We start from the raw sequence: 20,532 nt of genomic DNA, 5'->3' as shown, positions 1-20,532 counted from the left end.
ACCATTCAGGAGCCTTTATGACAGCATTTGCACGCAAACGCCGCTGGGCGCATTTTCAGGATGGCGGCGAAGGACGCTGCCTGGTGGTACCGATCGACCATGGTTTGACGATGGGGCCGATCGACGGTTTACACAGCCCGCACCAGATCAAGTCCTGGCTGTCGCCGGACTTGGTGACCGGCGTAGTCTTACATAAGGGAATGGCGGAACATCTGAAGTGCGTCAGCGGCTGCGGGATGATGATCCATCTGAACGGCGCCCTTAATCTCGACGAGAGCCCGGACTGCAAGGTGATGTTTACCAGTGTGGAAGCAGCCGTCAGGCTGGGCGCCGATGGCGTCTCCATCCAGGCCAATTTCACCCCGGCGACTGCGGCGTATAACTTGCACCTGATCGGCAGTGTCGTGGACGAGGCGCACCGTTACGGCCTGCCGGTGCTGGTCATGGTCTACGACAAGACCGGCGAACATAACAGCTTGAATAACCTGCGCCATTTCATGCGTGCGGCAGTGGAACTCGGTGCCGATGCGCTGAAAGTAGCGGCCCCTGCCAATCTGGAGCGTATTCCCGAATTACTCGACGGAATACAGGCGCACACCCCGGTGCTGTTTGCCGGCGGCGCACTGGACGATGAAACCCGGCTGCTGGATCTGGCGGACGCAAGTGTGCGCTATGACGCCGCAGGCATCTGCGCCGGGCGCAACGTGTTTCAGCATCCCGACCCACGGAAGATTTTACGCAAAACGCTGGACATTCTCCGGCGGCGCATGCCGGACTTCGACGGCAAGCAGCAGATCCGCGCGGCGTAGCACCGCCGGTACACTTATTTTTCGATAAAACCTATGCAAACCTATAGCAGATTAAAAGCCAGCATCAGCGCCGCCTATCAGCGCCGCTACTATGCCCGCCGCTGGGAAAGGGACTTGCCGGAAGTGCTGGCAATGGTCGATCGCGGACAATTCGACAGGCTACCGATTATCCGCAAAAAAGACTTGTCGGCAAACTGGGATGACCTGGTCGAATACGGCGATTTTGTCGATGTGGTCAGCTCGTCCGGCACGACGGGGCGGCCGGTCGAACTGCCGGTACACCGGCAACAGGAGCAGGTGTGGGTCGATTGCGTTGCCCGCGTGCTGAGCGAACTGGGCGCAGGGCCCGGTGGCAAGCTTCTTCAATTACTGAGCAATAACGACATGTTCTCGCTGGGACCGCTGGTTTGGCTCGCATCCAAGAAAATAGGCGTCGGTCCGTTCCGCTGTTCCGCGCAGCGGCTGCAGCGCATCGCCGACGTCATGAATTACCACCGTCCCCAGTTCGTGGTCGGCAATCCGATGGTCATGTTGAATATTGCCGATGAACTGGGAGCGGATTTCCCGCCATTGGAGCGGCGGCCCAAATATGCTTATTTTGCCGCCTGCGCGGCATTTGACGCCGAGAATGCATTGACCCCCATGGCGCAAAGAGCAAAAGATGTGTGGGGATTCGAGGAGGTGTTGAACGAGTATGGCTGCAGCGAGCTTGGCTCGATTGGCCACGAATGCCGCGCGCACAACGGTTTCCATATTAACGATGATGCCGTGCACGTGGAACTTGTCGATCCGCTGACCGGGCGTCCCTCGGCGCCGGGCAAATCAGGGGAAGTGGTGGTGACGGCACTATCGCTGCCACGCGGATTCATTGCTGTACGCTACGGTACCGGGGATATCGCCGCCTGGCTCGATACGGCGCCGTGTGCCTGCGGTCGCCGTTCGCCAAGGCTGGGAACCATCATCGGCCGCATCGACCATCAATTGAAGGTGCTCGGCCAGACCGTCTATCCCGACCTCATTTTCAACGTGGTCGATCAATTGACTGAGATTGTCGACTCGGTGCTGGTGAAGTACCGGGATGCCCTGCAGGCCGAGCAGGTGGAGTTATGGTTCTGCAGCTCCGGCCGGGCCGAGCAGGCCGCCAGTACCGCGACAGCTCTGCTGCAGCGGCATCTGGCAGTCTCGCCGCCGTTGCGCAGCGTGCCGCTGGACATCATCCGGCGCGTCAAGCAAGACCGCATGGCGCGCAGCAATGGCGTCAAACTGCCCCGTTATGTGGACCTGGACAACGTGCGTACCTACCTCGATGGCGTGACGTCATGACGCCACTGATCTGCGCCAAGGCACTGATGCCGGGACTGAAGTTGAAGGTGGAGTACCACAATCCATCCCTGTCCATGAAGCACCGCAGCCTGCCGCCATTTGTGTTCGCGATGGCGGCCCAGGGCAGGATTGCGACCGGCAGCCGGCTTGCGATCCTGTCGGCGGGCAGCGCCGGCATCAGCGTTGCATGGGCAGCCGCCCAGCTCAATTGCGGCGCCACCGTGTTCGCCCCTCCCGGCGTGCCCGAAACCGTGACCCGATACATTGAGTGGCTGGGTAGCGAAGTGGTACGGGTGGCTCCCGACGATGCCGGGAAAATGCATGCGCGTCTGCGTGGCAATCCGGCATGGACGCTGGTCGAACAGTTATCCGAACCGCTGCTATGTACTTACTACTACGCCGCAGGGCTGGAATTGCTGGCGCAGTCGGATTCCATTGCAGCCGTCACGGTGGGCGCCGGCACCGCGGCGTCGGTCATGGGGATGGCTGCCGCGCTGCGGCCACACGGTGTCAAGGTATACGCGGTCGAACCCGCCGAAGCCGCGGTACTACAGGGACAGCGCTGGCGCCCGCATGACATTACGGGCCTGGCCCCTCCCATCCCAAGCACCCTTTTCGATCCCACCGCCGTGGACGGTATTCTCAGTGTGCCATCGTCACTGGCCTGGCGGGCGGCGCATGCGGCGATGCGCGCCACAGGCGAAGCAGTGGGCCCCTCATCCGGTGCATGTATCGAGGCGGCGCATCAATTGCGCCAAGGCGGCGTCACCGGTGAAATCATCGCGGTCTGTGCTTCGCCGATGTTAACCGCCCTCTGCCAATCCAATCAACGACAACATCATGAACCTCTACATTGAAAAACTCGAAGCAAAGAAACATGAACTGATCACCCGCGTACGAGCGCACAGCTTCCTTCGGCGCTGCCGCGCCGGCCAGGTAGGGCTTAAGGAACTCAAGCTGTTCCTCGTCCAGCAGGGTCTCTACAGCAGTCATTTCACGCGTTACCTGTGCGCCCTGATGGCAAATTTGCCGGGCAATCAGGAAATATTGGAACTGGCCGATAACCTGTTCGAAGAGCTGGGCCTCAGTGATGCGGACGAACTGCCGCATCATCTGCTCTACAAACAGATGCTCGGCCACTTTGGCATCTTGACGATACAAGCCGACCCTTATGCAGGCACCGCCTGGCTGATTCGCGACATGCTCGACCATTGCAAGCAGTCGAACCCCGCATATGGCCTCGGCGCATTATGCCTGGGGGCGGAGGCGCTGGTGCCCAGCATGTATGCAGACATCATCGAAGGCTTTTTAGCGCAGGGCGTGGAGCTGGCGGAACTCGAGTTCTTCCGGATTCACGTCGCATGCGACGATGGTCATGCCGAGACAATACGCGATTTGATGGTCGCAATGGCCGAGGAAAATCCTGCGCAACTCGATATCATGTTGCAGGCGGGGGAAGCCTTGGTAAACAGCCGCTTACGCTTCTTTTCCGACATCGAAGCCATGGCCCACGCTGTGCAGGCAGTACATCAGGCCGCTCCGGCCCATGCGGCATGAGCACCGCCGGCATGCCGCAATCCAGGCAAGCGCTGATGGTTTCCGCCCACACGCAAATGCAGCAATGTCTGGAACAGCCGAGCTGGACAGACCGCGAAAAAGTCGCCCTGACCTGCCGTATCCTGCACCGGCACGGACATGCTTCCGGACTGGCGGGACAAATCACGGCGCGCACGGGCGACGACGGCACATTTTTGACGCAGCAGCTTGGCCTTGGCTTCGATGAAATTACCGCATCAAATCTGCTGGTGGTCGATCCGGACTTGCGTCTGTTAAGCGGCCAAGGGATGCCTAATCCGGCCAACCGCTTCCATAGCTGGATCTACAATGCCCGGCCAGACGTGCGCTGCATTATTCATACCCATCCGCTTTATACGTCCGCGCTGTCGATGCTGGAACAGCCATTGGCTATTTCGCATATGGACACGACGCCGCTATTTGATGATGTGGCTTTCCTACCGGAGTGGCCAGGCGTACCTGTTGGCAATGAGGAGGGTGACATCATCAGCAAGGCCCTTGGCAGTAAACGTGCGTTACTGTTGGCACACCACGGTCTGGTCGTGGCCTGCGCTTCGATCGAGGAAGCATGTATGGTTGCAATTCAGTTTGAGCGCGCCGCGCACCTGCACTTACTGGCCGCCAGCGCTGGCCAGATCAAACCGTTGCAACCCGCACTGGCAAGGGAGGCGCATGACTGGATTCTGACAGAACGGCGCTCCCAGGCAGCATTTGCTTACTATTCGCGGCGAATACTGTCGGATGCAGCGCTATGCAAAGACGTATTGGATTAGCGAAGTGCTGAAGGCAGGCAAGCGCCCTACGCTTTGATAAAACGTAGGGCCTTCAGCCATTCGCCAAGGCGTGCGACTGGCTTGACGGCGCCCCCGGTCTGGTTTTTCATCCGCCATCCCGTCCATGCGATTACCTCGGCGCCGCCCCTCCAAGGCAACTGCTAGAAATCTTCGTCCACCGCTCATGGCGCGTCGCCGTCATCGGCATGCCGGAGGTCTGGAGCCGGGCCTGTGCCGCCGCCAGCATGGCCGCCTCTTCCGGCGTCTTTGCCGACGACTTCGCCTTCTCGAAGTCGGCATGCACTTGCGCCCGCTTGGCCGACATGTCCGCCTGCATGGCCGGCAATTGCGCCAGCTGGGCGGCGGCCTTGGCGCGCTCTTCCGCGGTCGGCGCATGCTGCGCCATCCGCTCAAGCAATGGCCGCATGCCCGACAAGTCCGGCGCCCCCGGCGCCGGCGTCATGACGTGTTCCTGCACGATGTCCCACGTGTCCTTGTCCAGCTGCTTCCCCGTAACCTTGACTTGTACCGGGCCGCACTGGGCCGTATGGATAAAACTGCCCGGCGAACCATGGGTCGCCGTATTCGTGCACGGCGCACCGATGCCTGGCGGCGGGAACGCCGGCGTGGCGGGAATACAGCGCTGCTGCGGGCCGTTGCCGGGATAAACCCGGTCGCCGCTGTCATAGCCGCCGGACTGCGTGCGGGCCGTCACGGTACCCGTGGCGCCGTCTTCCGCAAGCCGCGCCCTGCCCGCATCCATCTCCAGCTGGTTGACCGCATCGATACGGTACAGCCCGGGTTCCGGCAGGCTGGCGCGCGGGGTGGCGGCCAGGACGCTGGCAGCGGCCAGCATTGCGCCGATGCCGGAGCCGGCGCGCCATAGGTTGAGTGCCATGTGATCTCCCGTTGAACGAACGGGCGCTACTTTAGTAGCTTTCGGCCCATGGTGGCGCATGGTAAAAAAAACCCGCCAGAGGGCGGGTTGTGAATTGCAGCTGACGCTGCGAGGGAGGTGCGGCGCGAACGCCACGGGGACATTGGACCATGCCGCTCCCTGCTTTTACTTGCGTCAGATCAATTCATTGCCAAACTCAGCCGAACAATTCCTCGCGCGTCACGGTGGCTGTGCCCAGCTTGCCGACCACGATGCCGCCGGCGCGGTTGGCCGTCTGTACCGCCTCTTCCCAGCCCACGCCGGCGCCCAGCATCGCGGCCATGGTGGCGATCACCGTATCGCCCGCGCCGGAGACGTCGAACACTTCGCGGGCATCGGCCGGTGTATGGAACACGGCCTGCTCGGTGTACAAGGTCATGCCCTCTTCCGAACGGGTCAGCAGCAGCGCATCGAGTTTCAGTTCGGCGCGCAAGTTTTGCGCCTTCGTCGTCAATTGTTCTTCGCTGCTCCAGCCGCCGGCGATATGGCGGAATTCGGAGCGGTTCGGCGTCAGTACCGTCGCGCCCGTGTAGCGGGAAAAATCATCGCCTTTCGGATCGACCATGACCACCTTGCCGGCGGCACGGCCTGCCGCCACCATGTCGGCGACATTGACCAGGCTGCCCTTGGCATAGTCGGACAGGATGATCACGTCATAGTCCGCCAGCAGCGCCTTGTATTGCATCAGCTTGTTATGCAGCACCGCGTCGCTGGGCGGCTCTTCGAAGTCGATGCGCAGCATTTGCTGCTGGTGGCCGATCACCCGCAATTTGATAATTGTGGAAATCGCTTCGTCGCGTTTCAGGTAGCTGTGGATGCCGCCACTGTGCAGCAAGTGTTCCACTTCGTTGCCCGCCTCGTCATTGCCGACCACACCCAGCAAGCCTGCCTGCACGCCCAGCGCGCCGGCATTGCGCGCCACGTTGGCGGCGCCGCCCAGCCGGGCTTCGCGCTTGGCGATGCGCACGATGGGAACCGGCGCTTCCGGCGAAATGCGGTTGACGTCGCCGAACCAGTAACGGTCCAGCATGACGTCGCCGACCACGAGGATGCGCACCTTGTCCAGTGCGGGTGCTTGATACTTGATTACCGAAGTCGTCATGGCGGCCTCTTGTTAATTTAGATTCGTGGGTACGACTCAATTCGTAGGGCGGTTTCCGCGCAGCGGAAGCCGCCATGCATGCGCTGCCGTTACAACATGCGCCAGCGATAACGCAAGCATGGCGGCTTCGCTGGCGCGAAACCGCCCTACGGAGTACGAGCCGCCACTCCGTTTTAGTTCATCACATTCAGTTCTTCGGTGCGGCGCGGCGGGTAGGTATCCCATTTGCTGCAGCCCGGGCAATGCCAGTAATACTGGCGCGCCTTGAAGCCGCAATGGCCGCACTGGTAACGGGCCAGCTTTTGCGTGTACCCATGCACCAGGCCTTTGACCATCGACAGTTCCGACAACAGCGCGGCCGGTGCGTCGACCATGCGCGCTTCCAGCAACTTGTCCAGGCCCAGCAAGGTCGGCGTGCGGCGCAACTCTTCCGATACCAGCTGCTTGGCCGCTTCCACGCCATCGAGCTCGATCACGGCCTTGAACACCACTTCCAGCAAGTCGATCGACGACGCCTGCTCCAGGTACGACTTCAGCAGGCTGACGCCTTCCTGCGGGCGGCCCACCTTGCGGTAGCCATCCATCATGCGGGTCGCAACCAGCGCCACGTGCGGCACGCTTTGCTGTTCCACGCGGCGCCAGGTGGCCAGCGCCGCTTCCACGTCGCCCTGCGCGTTTTGCACGTCACCCACCAGGATGGTGGCGCGCACGCTGGTGCGGTCCGCCTGCAGTGCATCGTCGAGCAGCTTCATCGCTTCGTCATAGTGCATGCGCACCAGCGCGTCCTGCGCCATTTCGCAATAGAACTGCGAGATTTCCTTCTGGCGGGCGCCGGCGCCCGCTTGCTGCAAGCCATTGGCGGCATCGATGGCACGCTGCCATTCCTTTTCGCGCTGGAAGATTTCCAGCAGCGAGCGGCGCGCCTGCACGCTGTAGGTACTGTCGAGCAGCCCTTTGAACGTTTCCTCGGCGCGGTCCAGCAGGCCCGCTTTCAGGTAATCCATGCCCAGCTCATAGCCGGCATGGGCCTTTTGTTCCGCCGGTAAATCGGGACGGGACAGCAAGTTCTGGTGCACGCGGATGGCGCGTTCCGTTTCGCCGCGGCGGCGGAACAGGTTGCCCAGCGCGAAATGCATGTCGGTGGTTTCCGGGTCCAGGCGCACGATTTCAATGAATGCGTCGATGGCCTTGTCCGGCTGTTCATTCAACAGGTGATTGAGGCCCTTGAAGTACCCGTTCGGCAAGGTGCGCGATTCGGATACCAGCTGGCGGATGTCGACCCGCGCAGCAACCCAGCCCAGGGCGAAGAAGATGGGCATGCCCAGCAGCCACCAGAGTTCAAATTCCATAGGACGTTTTTATTGTTGTGCTCATTGCTGAGCATTGACACTGTCCGGCTGCGGCTGCGCATTGACTTTCAATGCCGACGATTGCAACGCGGTGATGGTGGTTTTTTGCTTGTTCGCTTCGCGGCGGTAGCGGAAGACGGTGGGAGTCAGCGCGAGGATACCCAGTACTGCGCCGGCGGCAAAGAAGCCCAGCAACAGCAGCACCAGCGGGCCGCGCAATTCATAATTCAGGAACATCACCAGGTTGACTTCCTGGGTGTTCTTCAGGGCGAAGCCGAAGAACAGGACAAACAGGATAAAACCGACAACGGTGGAAACTATCTTCATAGGCCCTCTTCAAAAAAAAACGGCATCCACGGACGCCGTTTTTGTGCCGGAACCCGCGCGGGCCCCGGCGACCGTTCCAGACGCTTCAGTCCTCGATGATCGGTTGCCCGACCATCGCGTCAACCCGCTCACGCAACTGTTTGCCCGGCTTGAAGTGAGGGACGCGCTTTTCAGGCACCATCACCTTGTCGCCGGACTTCGGGTTGCGGCCGATACGGGGCGGCCTGCTATTCAAAGCAAAGCTGCCGAAACCGCGGATCTCGATACGCTGGCCGCTCGACAGAGCATTGGTCATCGCATCGAGAATCGTCTTGACCGCGAATTCCGCATCTTTCGCCACCAGCTGAGGATAACGCTCAGCCAGGCGGTTGATCAACTCGGACTTAGTCATCGTGTACCGGTTCAGTTATTTAGTTCTTGTTGTCGAACTTGGCCTTCAGCAGTGCGCCCAGGCTGGTGGTGCCCGAAGCAGCGCTGTTGTCAGCGGCGATCTTCTGCATGGCTTCCGCGGTGTCCGCGTTGTCCTTGGCTTTGATCGACAGCTGGATCGAACGTGCTTTGCGGTCGATGTTGATCACCAGAGCTTCAACGCTGTCGCCCACTTTCAGGTGGGTGCCGGCATCTTCCACGCGGTCGCGGGAGATTTCGGAAGCGCGCAGGTAGCCTTCAACTTCTTCCGACAGCTGGATCACGGCGCCTTTTGGCTCAACCGATTTCACGGTGCCGGTTACCAGCGAACCTTTGTCGTTCAGTGCAGCGAAGTTGTTGAATGGGTCGCCTTCCAGTTGCTTAACGCCCAGGGAAACGCGCTCACGCTCAACGTCGATTGCCAGAACAACGGCTTCCAGTTCGTCACCTTTCTTGAACTTGCGCACGGCTTCTTCGCCAGCTTCGGTCCAGGACAGGTCGGACAGGTGTACCAGGCCGTCGATGTTGCCAGCCAGACCGATGAACACGCCGAAGTCGGTGATCGATTTGATCGCGCCTTTGACTTTGTCACCTTTCTTATGGGTCACACCGAAGTCGTCCCATGGGTTGGCTTTGCACTGTTTCATGCCCAGCGAAATACGACGACGCTCTTCGTCGATTTCCAGAACCATCACTTCAACTTCGTCGCCCAGTTGGACAACTTTGTTTGGAGCGACGTTCTTGTTGGTCCAGTCCATTTCGGAAACGTGTACCAGGCCTTCGATGCCTTGTTCCACTTCAACGAACGCGCCGTAGTCGGTCAGGTTCGTGACTTTACCGAACAGGCGGGTGCCTTGTGGGTAACGACGGGACAGACCGGTCCATGGGTCGTCGCCCAGTTGCTTCACGCCCAGCGAAACACGGTTCTTCTCTTGATCGTATTTCAGGACTTTAGCGGTGATCTCTTGGCCAACCGTCAGCACTTCCGACGGGTGACGCACGCGGCGCCATGCCAGGTCGGTGATGTGCAGCAGGCCGTCGATGCCGCCCAGATCCACGAACGCGCCGTAGTCGGTGATGTTTTTCACAACGCCGGTCACCACGGTGCCTTCTTTCAGCGTTTCCATCAGTTTCTGACGCTCTTCGCCCATCGAAGCTTCGATGACGGCGCGGCGGGACAGAACGACGTTGTTACGCTTGCGGTCCAGTTTGATAACTTTGAATTCGAGGGTCTTGCCTTCGAATGGGGTGGTGTCTTTGACAGGACGGGTGTCCACCAGCGAACCTGGCAGGAACGCGCGGATGCCGTTGGTCAGAACGGTCAGGCCGCCCTTGACTTTGCCATTGACGGTACCGACGACGATTTCGCCGGATTCCATTGCTTTTTCCAGAGCCAGCCACGAAGCCAGACGCTTGGCTTTGTCGCGCGACAGGATGGTATCGCCGAAACCGTTTTCCAGCGATTCGATGGCCACGGAAACGAAGTCACCTACTTTGACTTCCAGTTCGCCTTGGTCATTTTTGAATTCTTCAACAGGAATGAAAGCTTCCGATTTCAGGCCGGCGTTAACGATCACGAAGTTGTGATCCAGACGCACGACTTCAGCGGAGATCACCTCGCCAGAGCGCATATCTTGACGCGACAACGACTCTTCGAAGAGGGCTGCAAAACTTTCCATTTAATATTTCCAGGTTAGCCAGTAAGGCCCGCACAATGCGGCTTCAACTGGGTTAGGGTTGATCAATGTAGCGATGGCACTCAGAGCGTACCTCGCTGCCTTTCATTTCCCGACGGCCGCATACCACTGCAACACTTGAGCGACCGCCGTTTCGGCGGTCATTTCGGAAGTATCCAGCACATGCGCCCCCTCTGCGGGGACCAGCGGAGCAATGGCCCGGTTCGTATCCCGGTCGTCGCGTGCCTTCAAATCCATCAGGAGGTCTTCCATATTAGCAGGAATTCCCTTACCTATCAATTGCTTATAACGGCGTTCGGCGCGCGCGGCCACACTGGCCGTCAAAAACACCTTTAAAGTTGCATGCGGGAAAATAACTGTCCCCATGTCGCGGCCGTCCGCCACCAGGCCCGGCGTTTTGCGGAAACCCAGCTGCAAGCCATATAAAGCCTGGCGCACGGTCGGGAATGCGGCGATTTTCGACGCGGTATTGCCCACTTCTTCCTGGCGGATCGCATCGGTCACGTTTTCATGCGCGAGGAAGACCGCGTCGCCGGTGAAACTGATGTGCAGGTGTTCGGCCAGCTTGGCCAGCGCGTGCTCGTCCGTCAGTGGGGTTTGGCGGCGCAGCGCCTGCAACGCCGTCAGACGGTACAGCGCGCCGGAATCCAGCAAGTGAAAGCCAAGCTGTTCGGCGACTTTGTGGGCCACGGTTCCCTTGCCGGAAGCGGTGGGACCGTCGATGGTGATGACTGGGATTGGGTGTATCGGCATAAAGCGAGGCGAAGAAGCAAACGCGTAACTTAACCCAGTTGGGCGATTCCCGCAAATGTGAATCCTGTAGGGCGGTTTCCGCCTTGGCGGAAGCCGGCATTGCATGCAGCCCGATACTGCCGGCGCTGGTGGCAACGCACGCATGGCGGCTCGATAAAACCGATCCGCCCTACGGAGTTTGCGTCCCCGTCCATGTCAGGACGGTTTCCGCTGTGCGGAAGCCGCCATGCATGTACGACCGGCTTATTTAGCGATGGCGGCAAATGCGCTGAAATACTCGGGGAACGTCTTGGCCACGCATTTCGGATCATTGATGCGAATGGTGTTGCCATTACGCAACTTACCATTGAGCGACGCCAGCGAGAAGCACATCGCCATGCGGTGGTCGTCGTACGTATCGATGGCAGCCGTGCCGATCTGCGCGGGCGGCGTGACTTTCAGGTAATCGGGGCCCTCTTCCACGATGGCGCCGACTTTGCGCAGTTCCGTTGCCATCGCGGCAATGCGGTCGGTTTCCTTCACGCGCCAGCTGGCGATGTTGCGCAAGGTGGTCGTGCCGTCCGCGTACAGCGCGGCAACGGCGATCGTCATCGCCGCATCCGGAATGTGGTTGAAGTCCATGTCGACGGCTTTCAACGGCGCGTCGGCGGATGCTTCGATCCAGTTGTCACCCATCGTGATGGTCGCGCCCATTTGCGCCAGCGCCTCGGCAAAGCGCACGTCGCCCTGGATCGACTGGCGGCCCACGCCTTCCACCCGCACCGGACCACCGGAAATCGCGCCGGCCGCCAGGAAGTACGACGCGGACGACGCATCGCCTTCGACGTGGATTTCGCCCGGGCTCTGGTATTGCTGGCCCTGGCGGATGGTGAACGATTGCCAGCCATCCTGCTCGACCGCCACGCCAAAGCGGCGCATCAGGTTCAGCGTGATTTCAATATACGGTTTCGAAATCAGTTCCCCCACCACGTCGATGGTGATGTCCTGGCCGCGCGCCATCAGCGGCGATACCATCAGCAGCGCCGTCAGGAACTGGCTCGACACGTCGCCGCGCACCGACAGGCGCGCCTGCGTGAACTGGCCGGCGTGGATGTGCAGCGGCGGGTAACCCTTGTTACCGGTGTAATCGATCTTTGCACCGACATCGTTCAGCGCATCGACCAGGTCGCCGATTGGACGCTCATGCATGCGCGGCACGCCGTGCACCGTGTATTCGCCGCCGATCACGGCCAGCGCCGCCGTCAGCGGGCGGATCGCCGTGCCGGCATTGCCCATGAACAGGTCGGCCGTGCGGTTCGGGAAGCTGCCCGCGCCGCCCTGCACCGTGTGCACCTTGTGGTCGCCGTCTTTCGTCTCGACCCACTGGATGCCCAGCGAGCGCAGCGCGTTCAGCATCACGTGCGTATCGTCCGACGCCAGCAGGTCGATGACCCTGGTTTCGCCCTGCGCCAGCGCGGCCAGCAACAGGATGCGGTTGGAAATGCTTTTCGAACCCGGCAGGCGCACCGTGCCTGTGGCGCGGGCGGCGGGCTGCAAATCAATGTGTTCCGGGTACTGCGTGCTCATATTGCGTCCTTCTTATTCTGCAAGATCTTTGGGTGGCGGCGCTTCAGCCGTCTCGATGGCGGCAATCCACCGTTCGCGCGCTTCGCGCGCATTGCTGTAGACCGCTTCCAGGCCCTTGCCATCGCCGGACGCCAGTTGCGCGCGCACGGACGTCAATTGCGCCATGTAGGCATCGAGTTCCGTCAGCAGCGCTTCCTGGTTGGCCAGGCTGATGTCGCGCCACATTTCCGGCGACGAACCGGCAATGCGCGTGAAATCACGGAAGCCGCTGGCGGCGTACTGGAACAGCAAATCCGCGTGCGGCTTGCGGGCGATGTCGTCGACCAGCGCAAAGGCCAGCAAGTGCGGCAAGTGGCTGACGGACGCGAACACCTTGTCGTGCTCCTGCGGCGACAGGCGGTGGATGATAGCGCCGCAAATTCGCCATGCCTGCGCCACCCGCTCGACATCTTCCGCGCTGTTTTCCGGCACAGGGGTCAGCACGACTTTCTTGCCACGGTACAGGTCGGGAATGGCGGCGTCGGGCCCGTTGGTTTCACGGCCGGCAATCGGGTGGCCCGGTACGAATTGATGGATACGGTCGCCCAGCACCTTGCGGGCGGCTTCGGTCACATCGGTCTTGGTGCTGCCGGCGTCCGTCACCACGGTATGCGGTTCCAGGTGCGGCAACAGCGCGGACAGGATGGGCCCCGTCTGCGCCACGGGCGCCGCCAGCAGCACCAGGTCGGCGCCTTTGACCGCGTCGGCGATGTCGTCGCCGATGGCATCGATAATGCCCAATTCCCTGGCACGCTCCAGCGAGGCGCGGGAGCGGCCCAGTCCAACCACGGTGCGCACCGCGCCCGCCTGTTTCAGCGCCCGTGCAAACGAGCCGCCGATCAGACCGACGCCGGAGATGACGACCTTGTCGAACACGTGTTTCATCATTCCGCCGCCAGCGCCTTTTGCAAGGCAGCGATCAATACCGCGTTTTCCTGCGGCAGGCCGATGGAAATGCGCAGCCACTCCGGCAAGCCATAGTTGCCGACCGGGCGCACGATGACGCCCTGCTTCAGCAGCGCCAGGTTGACGCGGGCGCCCGCCTGCGGATCGTTGCCGACCTTGACCAGCACGAAGTTGCCGTACGACGGCACGTACTCCAGGCCCATTTGCCGGAACGCTTCGACGAATTGCTCATAGCCGGCCGCGTTGTTGCGCGCGCCCTTTTCCAGGAATGCCGTGTCGTTCAGCGCGGCAATCGCGGCGGCCTGCGCCAGCGAATTGACGTTGAACGGCTGGCGGATGCGGTTCATCAAGTCCGTCAGCTTCGGCTGCGCAATCGAGAAGCCCACGCGCAGGCCCGCCAGGCCGTATGCCTTGGAGAAGGTGCGCGACACCAGCAGGTTCGGATACTGTTTTACCCACGCGGCGGAATCGTACTGGTCTTCCTGCTTCAGGTATTCGTTGTACGCCTCATCCAGCACCACCACGACGTGCTCTGGCACTTTTTTCAGGAACGCTTCGATTTGCGGGCCCGGAATAAAGGTGCCGGTCGGGTTGTTCGGGTTGGCGATGAAGACCAGGCGGGTTTCCCCGTCGATCGCGGCCAGCATCGCGTCCAGGTCGTGGCCGTGATCCTTGGCCGGCACCACGATGTGGCGCGCGCCGATGCCCTGGGTCGCCAGTGCGTACACGGCAAACGAATACTGCGCATAAACGATGGCTTCGCCCTTCTGGACGAAGGCTTTGGCGGCGATTTCCAGGATATCGTTGGAGCCGTTGCCCAGCGTGATCCAGTCGGCCGGCACGCCATAGCGCTTCGACAGTGCGTTTTTCAGTTCAAAGCCGTTCGCGTCGGGATAGCGGCCCAGCTCCGCGGCGGCGGCAGCCATGGCTTCGCGCGCCGACTCCGGTACGCCGAACGGGTTTTCATTGGATGCCAGCTTGACGATGTTGGCTTCATCGAGGCCGAACTCGCGCGCCACTTCGGAAATGGGCTTGCCCGCCTGGTAAGGAGCGATGGCGCGGACGTAATCGGGACCGAATTCTTTCGACATAATTAAAACCTTTGACAATCTTTAGGTGAGACTCACCGGGTACGAACCCAGAATCTTGAAGAACGCAGCCTGGTCCTTCAGTTCCGCCATGGCCTTGGCCACGCCCGTGTCATGCACGTGGCCTTCCACGTCGACGTAGAAGTAGTACTCCCACGTTCCCATGCGGGCCGGACGCGATTCGAAGCGCGTCATCGACACGCCATGTTTGGCCAGCGGCGCCAGCAACTGGTACACGGCGCCCGCCTTGTTCGGCACGGCCAGCACGATGGACGTCTGGTCTTTGCCGGAAGGCAGCGTCTGCAAGTGGCCGATGATGGCAAAGCGCGTGCGGTTGTGCGGGTCGTCCTGGATGTGCGGCTTGATCACGCCCAGCTTGTAGCGGGTGCCGGCGATTTCGCTGGCGATGGCCGCCATGGCAGGGTCGTCGCCCGCCATGCGGGCCGCTTCCGCGTTGGAGGCCACCGCGCGGCGCTCCACGTTCGGGTAATTCTGGTTCAGCCACACCTGGCATTGCGCCAGCGCCTGCGAATGCGCGCAAATGACTTTCACGCCATCCATCGAGCCGGTCTTGCTCATCAGGCTGTGATGCACGGGAATCGCCACTTCGCCGGAAATCAGCAACGTGGTTTGCAGCATCAGGTCCAGCGTGCGGTTGATCGCGCCTTCCGACGAATTCTCGACCGGCACGACGCCGAATTCCGCCGTGCCCGCCTCGGTGGCGCGGAACACTTCATCGATGGAGGCGCACGGCAAGCCTTCCACGGCGGTGCCGAATTGCTGGTACACGGCTTGTTCGCTGAACGTGCCGGCCGGTCCCAGGTACGCCACCGTCACGCGTTTTTCCAGCGCGCGGCAGGCGGACATGATTTCGCGGAAGATGGTTTGCACGTCAAACGACACCATCGGGCCCGGATTGCGGTCGGCCACGCCGCGCAGCACCTGTGCTTCGCGCTCGGGGCGGAACACAGGTGCATTGGTCTCGGCCTTCACATGGCCCACCTCTTGCGCGACTTTGGCGCGCTCATTGAGCAGCTGGAGGATCTGCGCGTCGATCGCATCGATCTTTTCGCGCAGCGGTTTTAATTTGTCATTCATGGTCTGCAGGAAGGGTTCGAACAAGACGCCAATCAGCGTCCTGCAAATTCGTTCAGGTAATCGACCAGGGCTTGGACACCCTCGAGTGGCATCGCGTTATAGATCGATGCACGCATACCGCCGACGGACTTGTGGCCCTTCAGTTGCAGCAGGCCGCGCGCTTTGGCGCCGGCCAGGAATGCTTCATTCTTGCTTTCGTCGCGCAGGTAGAACGGTACGTTCATGCGCGAGCGGTATTCCGGTTGCACACGATTCTGGTAAAAATCGTCCGCGTCGAGCGCCGCGTATAGCAGCTTGGCTTTTTCAATGTTGCGGCGTTCCATCTCGGCCACGCCGCCCTGGCGCTTGAGCCACTGGAACACCAGGCCGGCAATATAGATGCCGTACGTGGGCGGCGTGTTGTACATGGATTCGTTGTCCGCCACGTTCTTGAAGTCAAACGCGGACGGGCAGAATGGCAGCGCCTTGCCGATCAGGTCATCGCGCACGATGACGACCGTGACGCCGGCCGGGCCGATATTCTTTTGCGCACCGCCGAAAATCACGCCGTATTTCGATACGTCGACCGGGCGGGACAGGATGTGCGACGACATGTCGGCGACAATCGTGGTGTCCTTGTGCGCGTCCGGCACGAAGTCGATTTCCACGCCATCGATGGTCTCGTTGGTGCACAGGTGCAGGTAGGCGGCTCCCGGCGTCAGTTTCCACTCCGATTGCGGCGGCACGAACGCATAGCCATTGTCTTTCGCGGAAGCGGCGACATTGACGTTGGCGTAACGGGCCGCTTCCTTGATCGACTTCGACGACCACGAACCGGTCTGGATAAAGTCGATCGTGGCGCCTTCCCTGCCCACCAGGTTCATGGGAATCACGGCGTTTTGCGACAGGCCGCCCCCTTGCATGAACAGGATCTTGTAATTGTCCGGCACGGCCAGCAAATCGCGCAGGTCGCGTTCGGCCTGGTGGTAAATCGAAATGAATTCAGGGCCACGGTGGCTCATTTCCATGACGGACATCCCGCTGCCATGCCAGTCCAGCATTTCAGCGGCGGCTTGCGCCAGCACTTCTTTCGGTAAAACGGCCGGGCCGGCGGAGAAGTTGTAGATGTTCGTCACTTGCGAGATTCCTTAATCCTGAAAACCTGTTTCTGAAAATACGGTGTTACTTGGCGGTGGCGGCCGTCATGCCTTCCACCATCTTGGCGATACGCGGCACGATGACCTTCTGGCTGACCATCATGGATTCCTGCATCAGCTTCGGCATCGTCGACAGCATCTTGGTGCCGACGGGACTGCGGTAAAACGCGGTGATCTGGCGCATCTCGTCGTCGGAGAAGTTGCGCGCATAGATGCCGGTGGTTTCCGCCTCGAGTTCTTCCAGCAGCTTCGGATCGCTGAGGGTCTTGCCCATGGCGGTGATCATGCCCGGCAGCGCCTTGTCCAGGTCCGCGCGCGCCTTGCGCTTCTGTTCTTCGCTGAATTTCTTGTTTTCAAAGCCCGCTTCGGCAATCTGGCGCATCATGTCGGGCATGTGCTGCGACATTTGCTGCACGGACGCCTGCATGATGGCGCGCACGTTCATCACCGCCATCAATTCCTTGGCGGCCGCCATGTTCTTGGCGTCGGCATTGGCCGCAAAGACGGAAGCGGCGGGAAACGCCAGCGCCAGTACGGCGGCTGCGATCAATTTTTTCATTCAACTTTTCCTTATTACAAAAAAGAAGGGGCCTATGTCATTGTCGCATTAATCTGCGAAAACAACACAGGCCCCGTTATATCAGCTGTATATAAGCTTATTCGGCATCCGGCTCCGCTGGCGCCGCCGGCTCTGCGGACGATTCGGCCGCCGCATCCGCCGCGCCTTCCACATCCACCTCGTCGATATCCGTTTCCACGATACGCTGCAGGCCGGACAGGCTGGTGCCGTCTTCCACCGCGATCAGGGTCACGCCTTGCGTTGCACGGCCCATTTCGCGGATTTCCGCGACACGGGTACGGATCAGCACACCGCCGGTGGTGATCAGCATGATTTCATCGGTTGGCGTGACCAGGGTCGCCGCCACCACCTTGCCGTTACGCTCGGAGGTCTGGATCGCGATCATGCCCTTGGTACCACGGCCGTGACGGGTGTATTCGGTGATCGGCGTACGCTTGCCGTAACCGTTTTCCGTCGCCGTCAGCACCGACTGCTGTTCGTTTTCCGCCACCAGCAGCGCGATCACGTTCTGGCCTTCGTCCAGGTTCATGCCGCGCACGCCGCGCGCCGTGCGGCCCATCGGACGCACGTCGTTTTCATCGAAGCGCACGGCTTTGCCGGCGTCGGAGAACAGCATCACGTCATGCTTGCCGTCGGTCAGCGCGGCGCCGATCAGGAAGTCGCCCTCATCCAGGTCGACCGCGATAATGCCGGCCTTGCGCGGATTGCTGAAGTCTTTCAGCGGCGTCTTTTTCACGGTGCCCAGGCTGGTCGACATGAAGACGTAGTGATCTTCCGGGAACGTGCGGTTTTCGCCGGACAGCGGCAGCACCACGGTGATCTTTTCGTTTTCCTGCAGCGGGAACATGTTGACGATCGGCTTGCCGCGCGACGTGCGCGAGCCTTGCGGCACTTCCCACACCTTCAGCCAGTACATGCGGCCACGGTTGGAGAAGCACAGGATGTAATCGTGCGTATTGGCGATGAACAGCTGGTCGATCCAGTCTTCATCCTTGGTCGCCATGGCTTGCTTGCCGCGGCCGCCGCGCTTCTGCGCGCGGTATTCGGAAATCGGCTGGGCTTTCATATAGCCCAGGTGCGACAACGTCACCACCATGTCTTGCGGCGTGATGAGGTCTTCCGTTTCCAGGTCGGTCGCGTTGTGCTCGATGTTGGAACGGCGCGGATCCTTGTCGCCGTATTCGTTCTTGCACAGCACCATCTCGTCATGAATGATCGCCGTCACGCGGGCCGGCTTGGACAGGATGTCCAGCAGGTCGGCGATTTGCGCCATCACGTCCTTGTACTCGTTGACGATCTTGTCCTGCTCCAGGCCGGTCAGGCGCTGCAAGCGCATTTGCAGGATTTCCTGCGCCTGTTCGTCGGACAGCTTGTACAGGCCGTCGGCCTGCAGACCGTAATGCTTCGGCAAGTGTTCCGGACGGAACGCGTCGATGCCCGCCTGGCCTTCGTCGCCGGTACGCGCCAGCATTTCCCGCACCAGGGACGAATCCCAGGCGCGCGTCATCAGTTCGGATTTCGCCACCGGCGGCGTCGGCGCCGCCTTGATGATGGCGATGAAGTCGTCGATGTTGGCCAGCGCAACGGCCAAGCCTTCCAGCACGTGGCCGCGTTCGCGCGCCTTGCGCAGTTCGAACACGGTGCGGCGGGTCACCACTTCGCGGCGATGCGACAGGAAGGTCGACAGCATGTCCTTCAAGTTCATCAGCTTCGGCTGGCCGTCGACCAGCGCCACCATGTTCATGCCGAACGTGTCCTGCAGCTGAGTCTGCTTGTACAGGTTGTTCAGCACCACTTCCGGTACTTCGCCGCGCTTCAGCTCGATCACCACGCGCATGCCCGACTTGTCGGACTCGTCGCGGATGTCGGAAATGCCTTCCAGCTTCTTGTCGCGCACGTTTTCAGCAATGCGCTCCAGCAGCGACTTCTTGTTCACCTGGTATGGCAGCTCATCGACGATGATGGCGATGCGGCCGCCTTCCTTGCCATATTCCTCGAAGTGGGTCTTGGCGCGCATGACGACGCGGCCACGGCCCGTGCGGTAACCGTCACGCACGCCGGACACGCCGTAAATCGTGCCGCCGGTCGGGAAGTCCGGCGCCGGGATCATTTCGATCAGCTCGTCGATCGTGCATTCCGGGTTGGCCAGCACGTGCAGCGCGCCGTTGATGACTTCGGTCAGGTTGTGCGGCGGAATATTGGTCGCCATACCCACCGCGATACCGGACGAACCGTTGATCAGCAGGTTGGGGATACGGGTCGGCAGCACCGTCGGCTCTTTTTCCTTGCCGTCATAGTTCGGCGCGAAATCGACCGTGTCTTTATCGATGTCGGCCAGCATTTCGCCGGCGATCTTGTCCAGGCGGCACTCGGTATAACGCATTGCCGCCGCGTTATCGCCGTCGATGGAACCGAAGTTACCCTGGCCGTCCACCAGCATGTAGCGCAGCGAAAAGTCCTGCGCCATACGGACCAGCGTGTCGTAAATCGATGCGTCGCCGTGCGGGTGGTACTTACCCATGACTTCACCCACGACACGGGCGCATTTCACGTAAGGACGGTTCCACACGTTGTTCAGTTCGTGCATCCCGAACAGGACGCGGCGGTGTACCGGCTTCAGGCCGTCGCGCGCATCCGGCAAGGCACGGCCCACGATCACGCTCATGGCGTAATCGAGGTAGCTCTTGCGCATCTCTTCTTCGAGGGAAATTGGGATTGTTTCTTTTGCGAATTGATCCATTGGCGGGTCGTCTGTTCTTTGCTGTAGTTGACTTATCTGGCACGGGACAGGCCGCGCTCAAAGACAAGCGTACGATTTTAGCATGGGCGCCCGCTCTCCCGCGAGATTCCACGCTCCGACGCGCCGTTTCTGCGCCGTTTCCGCGCTGTTTCCGCACCATTTGACGCGCGGATTTCTACTGCACCACTTTGGTGAACGCAAGCTTCCGGGTCACCGGCTTGAAATAATCTCTGTTTAATATTGCCGGATAAGTACAAACCACGTTGCATAAACACAACATTTTGGTAAGATGCGAACTGGATTCAATTTGGACCGTTCGTATTCTT

General features: G+C 60.8%; 19 protein-coding genes. 5 read left to right on the top strand and 14 right to left on the bottom strand.

The features are described from left to right. Positions 1-17: 17 nt before the first annotated feature. The 5 genes from GJ700_RS20495 to GJ700_RS20475 all read left to right on the top strand — a co-directional run bounded on the left by GJ700_RS20495 (position 18) and on the right by GJ700_RS20475 (position 4,480). Positions 18-809 carry a class I fructose-bisphosphate aldolase gene (locus GJ700_RS20495; protein ID WP_154377346.1) on the top strand — a complete coding sequence of 264 codons (792 nt, stop codon included), beginning with the start codon at positions 18-20 and terminating at the stop codon, positions 807-809. A 114-nt stretch (positions 810-923) separates the two neighbouring features. After that, positions 924-2,132, top strand: a complete 1,209-nt coding sequence (locus GJ700_RS20490; protein ID WP_195763965.1) for a phenylacetate--CoA ligase family protein — start codon at positions 924-926, stop codon at positions 2,130-2,132. After that, positions 2,129-2,989: a pyridoxal-phosphate dependent enzyme gene (locus GJ700_RS20485; RefSeq protein WP_195763964.1), complete on the top strand. Its 861-nt coding sequence runs from the start codon at positions 2,129-2,131 to the stop codon at positions 2,987-2,989. The genes GJ700_RS20490 and GJ700_RS20485 overlap by 4 nt, the downstream gene beginning before the upstream one ends. Continuing rightward, positions 2,973-3,689: an iron-containing redox enzyme family protein gene (locus tag GJ700_RS20480; RefSeq protein WP_154377341.1), complete on the top strand. Its 717-nt coding sequence runs from the start codon at positions 2,973-2,975 to the stop codon at positions 3,687-3,689. The genes GJ700_RS20485 and GJ700_RS20480 overlap by 17 nt, the downstream gene beginning before the upstream one ends. Next, positions 3,686-4,480 (top strand): aldolase, encoded by a 795-nt coding sequence (locus tag GJ700_RS20475; RefSeq protein WP_154377338.1) that lies wholly within the window; start codon positions 3,686-3,688, stop codon positions 4,478-4,480. The genes GJ700_RS20480 and GJ700_RS20475 overlap by 4 nt, the downstream gene beginning before the upstream one ends. Before the next feature lie 130 nt (positions 4,481-4,610). Here the strand turns inward: GJ700_RS20475 and GJ700_RS20470 are convergent, their stop codons facing one another. The 14 genes from GJ700_RS20470 to gyrA all read right to left on the bottom strand — a co-directional run bounded on the left by GJ700_RS20470 (position 4,611) and on the right by gyrA (position 20,206). Continuing rightward, positions 4,611-5,378, bottom strand: a complete 768-nt coding sequence (locus GJ700_RS20470; RefSeq protein ID WP_154377337.1) for a hypothetical protein — start codon at positions 5,376-5,378, stop codon at positions 4,611-4,613. A 196-nt stretch (positions 5,379-5,574) separates the two neighbouring features. Further along, positions 5,575-6,519, bottom strand: coding sequence for a D-glycero-beta-D-manno-heptose-7-phosphate kinase (rfaE1, locus tag GJ700_RS20465; protein WP_154377335.1), 945 nt, complete (start codon positions 6,517-6,519; stop codon positions 5,575-5,577). Between the two features lie 173 nt (positions 6,520-6,692). Beyond that, on the bottom strand, positions 6,693-7,868 hold the full coding sequence (lapB, locus tag GJ700_RS20460; protein ID WP_154377333.1) for a lipopolysaccharide assembly protein LapB: 1,176 nt from the start codon (positions 7,866-7,868) through the stop codon (positions 6,693-6,695). A gap of 21 nt (positions 7,869-7,889) precedes the next feature. Next, positions 7,890-8,195 carry a LapA family protein gene (locus GJ700_RS20455; protein WP_154377331.1) on the bottom strand — a complete coding sequence of 102 codons (306 nt, stop codon included), beginning with the start codon at positions 8,193-8,195 and terminating at the stop codon, positions 7,890-7,892. A gap of 85 nt (positions 8,196-8,280) precedes the next feature. Continuing rightward, positions 8,281-8,586, bottom strand: coding sequence for an integration host factor subunit beta (locus GJ700_RS20450; protein WP_154377329.1), 306 nt, complete (start codon positions 8,584-8,586; stop codon positions 8,281-8,283). Between the two features lie 19 nt (positions 8,587-8,605). Next, positions 8,606-10,282 carry a 30S ribosomal protein S1 gene (rpsA, locus tag GJ700_RS20445; RefSeq protein ID WP_154377327.1) on the bottom strand — a complete coding sequence of 559 codons (1,677 nt, stop codon included), beginning with the start codon at positions 10,280-10,282 and terminating at the stop codon, positions 8,606-8,608. 102 nt (positions 10,283-10,384) lie between these two features. Next, positions 10,385-11,053: a (d)CMP kinase gene (gene cmk, locus GJ700_RS20440; protein ID WP_154377325.1), complete on the bottom strand. Its 669-nt coding sequence runs from the start codon at positions 11,051-11,053 to the stop codon at positions 10,385-10,387. A 243-nt stretch (positions 11,054-11,296) separates the two neighbouring features. Beyond that, positions 11,297-12,619, bottom strand: a complete 1,323-nt coding sequence (gene aroA / locus GJ700_RS20435) for a 3-phosphoshikimate 1-carboxyvinyltransferase (protein WP_154377323.1) — start codon at positions 12,617-12,619, stop codon at positions 11,297-11,299. 12 nt (positions 12,620-12,631) lie between these two features. Then, positions 12,632-13,546: a prephenate dehydrogenase gene (locus GJ700_RS20430; RefSeq protein WP_229507135.1), complete on the bottom strand. Its 915-nt coding sequence runs from the start codon at positions 13,544-13,546 to the stop codon at positions 12,632-12,634. Next, complete coding sequence (gene hisC, locus GJ700_RS20425; protein WP_154377321.1) at positions 13,543-14,655, bottom strand: histidinol-phosphate transaminase; 1,113 nt, start codon at positions 14,653-14,655, stop codon at positions 13,543-13,545. Before hisC ends, GJ700_RS20430 begins: the two co-directional genes overlap by 4 nt. A gap of 21 nt (positions 14,656-14,676) precedes the next feature. Next, entirely contained in the window at positions 14,677-15,750 is a 1,074-nt protein-coding gene (gene pheA, locus GJ700_RS20420; protein WP_154377319.1) for a prephenate dehydratase, read from the bottom strand. A 32-nt stretch (positions 15,751-15,782) separates the two neighbouring features. Next, on the bottom strand, positions 15,783-16,865 hold the full coding sequence (gene serC / locus GJ700_RS20415; RefSeq protein WP_371868049.1) for a 3-phosphoserine/phosphohydroxythreonine transaminase: 1,083 nt from the start codon (positions 16,863-16,865) through the stop codon (positions 15,783-15,785). Positions 16,866-16,911: 46 nt separating this feature from the next. Beyond that, positions 16,912-17,445, bottom strand: a complete 534-nt coding sequence (locus tag GJ700_RS20410) for a DUF2059 domain-containing protein (protein ID WP_154377317.1) — start codon at positions 17,443-17,445, stop codon at positions 16,912-16,914. Positions 17,446-17,542: 97 nt separating this feature from the next. Then, a complete protein-coding gene (gene gyrA, locus GJ700_RS20405) occupies positions 17,543-20,206 on the bottom strand; it encodes a DNA gyrase subunit A (protein ID WP_154377315.1) in 2,664 nt (887 codons plus the stop codon). Positions 20,207-20,532: the final 326 nt, after the last annotated feature.

It is taken from the genome of Pseudoduganella rivuli, assembly GCF_009674485.1.
Lineage (GTDB): Bacteria > Pseudomonadota > Gammaproteobacteria > Burkholderiales > Burkholderiaceae_D > Rugamonas > Rugamonas rivuli_B.
This window is presented reverse-complemented; position numbering and strand designations above follow the sequence as displayed.

Bases quoted from the DNA above. Each gene is read 5' to 3' on its own strand.
- GJ700_RS20495 (WP_154377346.1), top strand. From the start codon at position 18: ATGACAGCATTTGCACGCAAACGCCGCTGGGCGCATTTTCAGGATGGC.
- GJ700_RS20470 (WP_154377337.1), bottom strand. From the start codon at position 5,378: ATGGCACTCAACCTATGGCGCGCCGGCTCCGGCATCGGCGCAATGCTG.
- rfaE1 (WP_154377335.1), bottom strand. From the start codon at position 6,519: ATGACGACTTCGGTAATCAAGTATCAAGCACCCGCACTGGACAAGGTG.
- GJ700_RS20455 (WP_154377331.1), bottom strand. From the start codon at position 8,195: ATGAAGATAGTTTCCACCGTTGTCGGTTTTATCCTGTTTGTCCTGTTC.
- lapB (WP_154377333.1), bottom strand. From the start codon at position 7,868: ATGGAATTTGAACTCTGGTGGCTGCTGGGCATGCCCATCTTCTTCGCC.
- GJ700_RS20430 (WP_229507135.1), bottom strand. From the start codon at position 13,546: ATGATGAAACACGTGTTCGACAAGGTCGTCATCTCCGGCGTCGGTCTG.
- GJ700_RS20480 (WP_154377341.1), top strand. From the start codon at position 2,973: ATGAACCTCTACATTGAAAAACTCGAAGCAAAGAAACATGAACTGATC.
- hisC (WP_154377321.1), bottom strand. From the start codon at position 14,655: ATGTCGAAAGAATTCGGTCCCGATTACGTCCGCGCCATCGCTCCTTAC.
- rpsA (WP_154377327.1), bottom strand. From the start codon at position 10,282: ATGGAAAGTTTTGCAGCCCTCTTCGAAGAGTCGTTGTCGCGTCAAGAT.
- aroA (WP_154377323.1), bottom strand. From the start codon at position 12,619: ATGAGCACGCAGTACCCGGAACACATTGATTTGCAGCCCGCCGCCCGC.
- pheA (WP_154377319.1), bottom strand. From the start codon at position 15,750: ATGAATGACAAATTAAAACCGCTGCGCGAAAAGATCGATGCGATCGAC.
- GJ700_RS20450 (WP_154377329.1), bottom strand. From the start codon at position 8,586: ATGACTAAGTCCGAGTTGATCAACCGCCTGGCTGAGCGTTATCCTCAG.
- gyrA (WP_154377315.1), bottom strand. From the start codon at position 20,206: ATGGATCAATTCGCAAAAGAAACAATCCCAATTTCCCTCGAAGAAGAG.
- GJ700_RS20485 (WP_195763964.1), top strand. From the start codon at position 2,129: ATGACGCCACTGATCTGCGCCAAGGCACTGATGCCGGGACTGAAGTTG.
- GJ700_RS20475 (WP_154377338.1), top strand. From the start codon at position 3,686: ATGAGCACCGCCGGCATGCCGCAATCCAGGCAAGCGCTGATGGTTTCC.
- cmk (WP_154377325.1), bottom strand. From the start codon at position 11,053: ATGCCGATACACCCAATCCCAGTCATCACCATCGACGGTCCCACCGCT.
- GJ700_RS20410 (WP_154377317.1), bottom strand. From the start codon at position 17,445: ATGAAAAAATTGATCGCAGCCGCCGTACTGGCGCTGGCGTTTCCCGCC.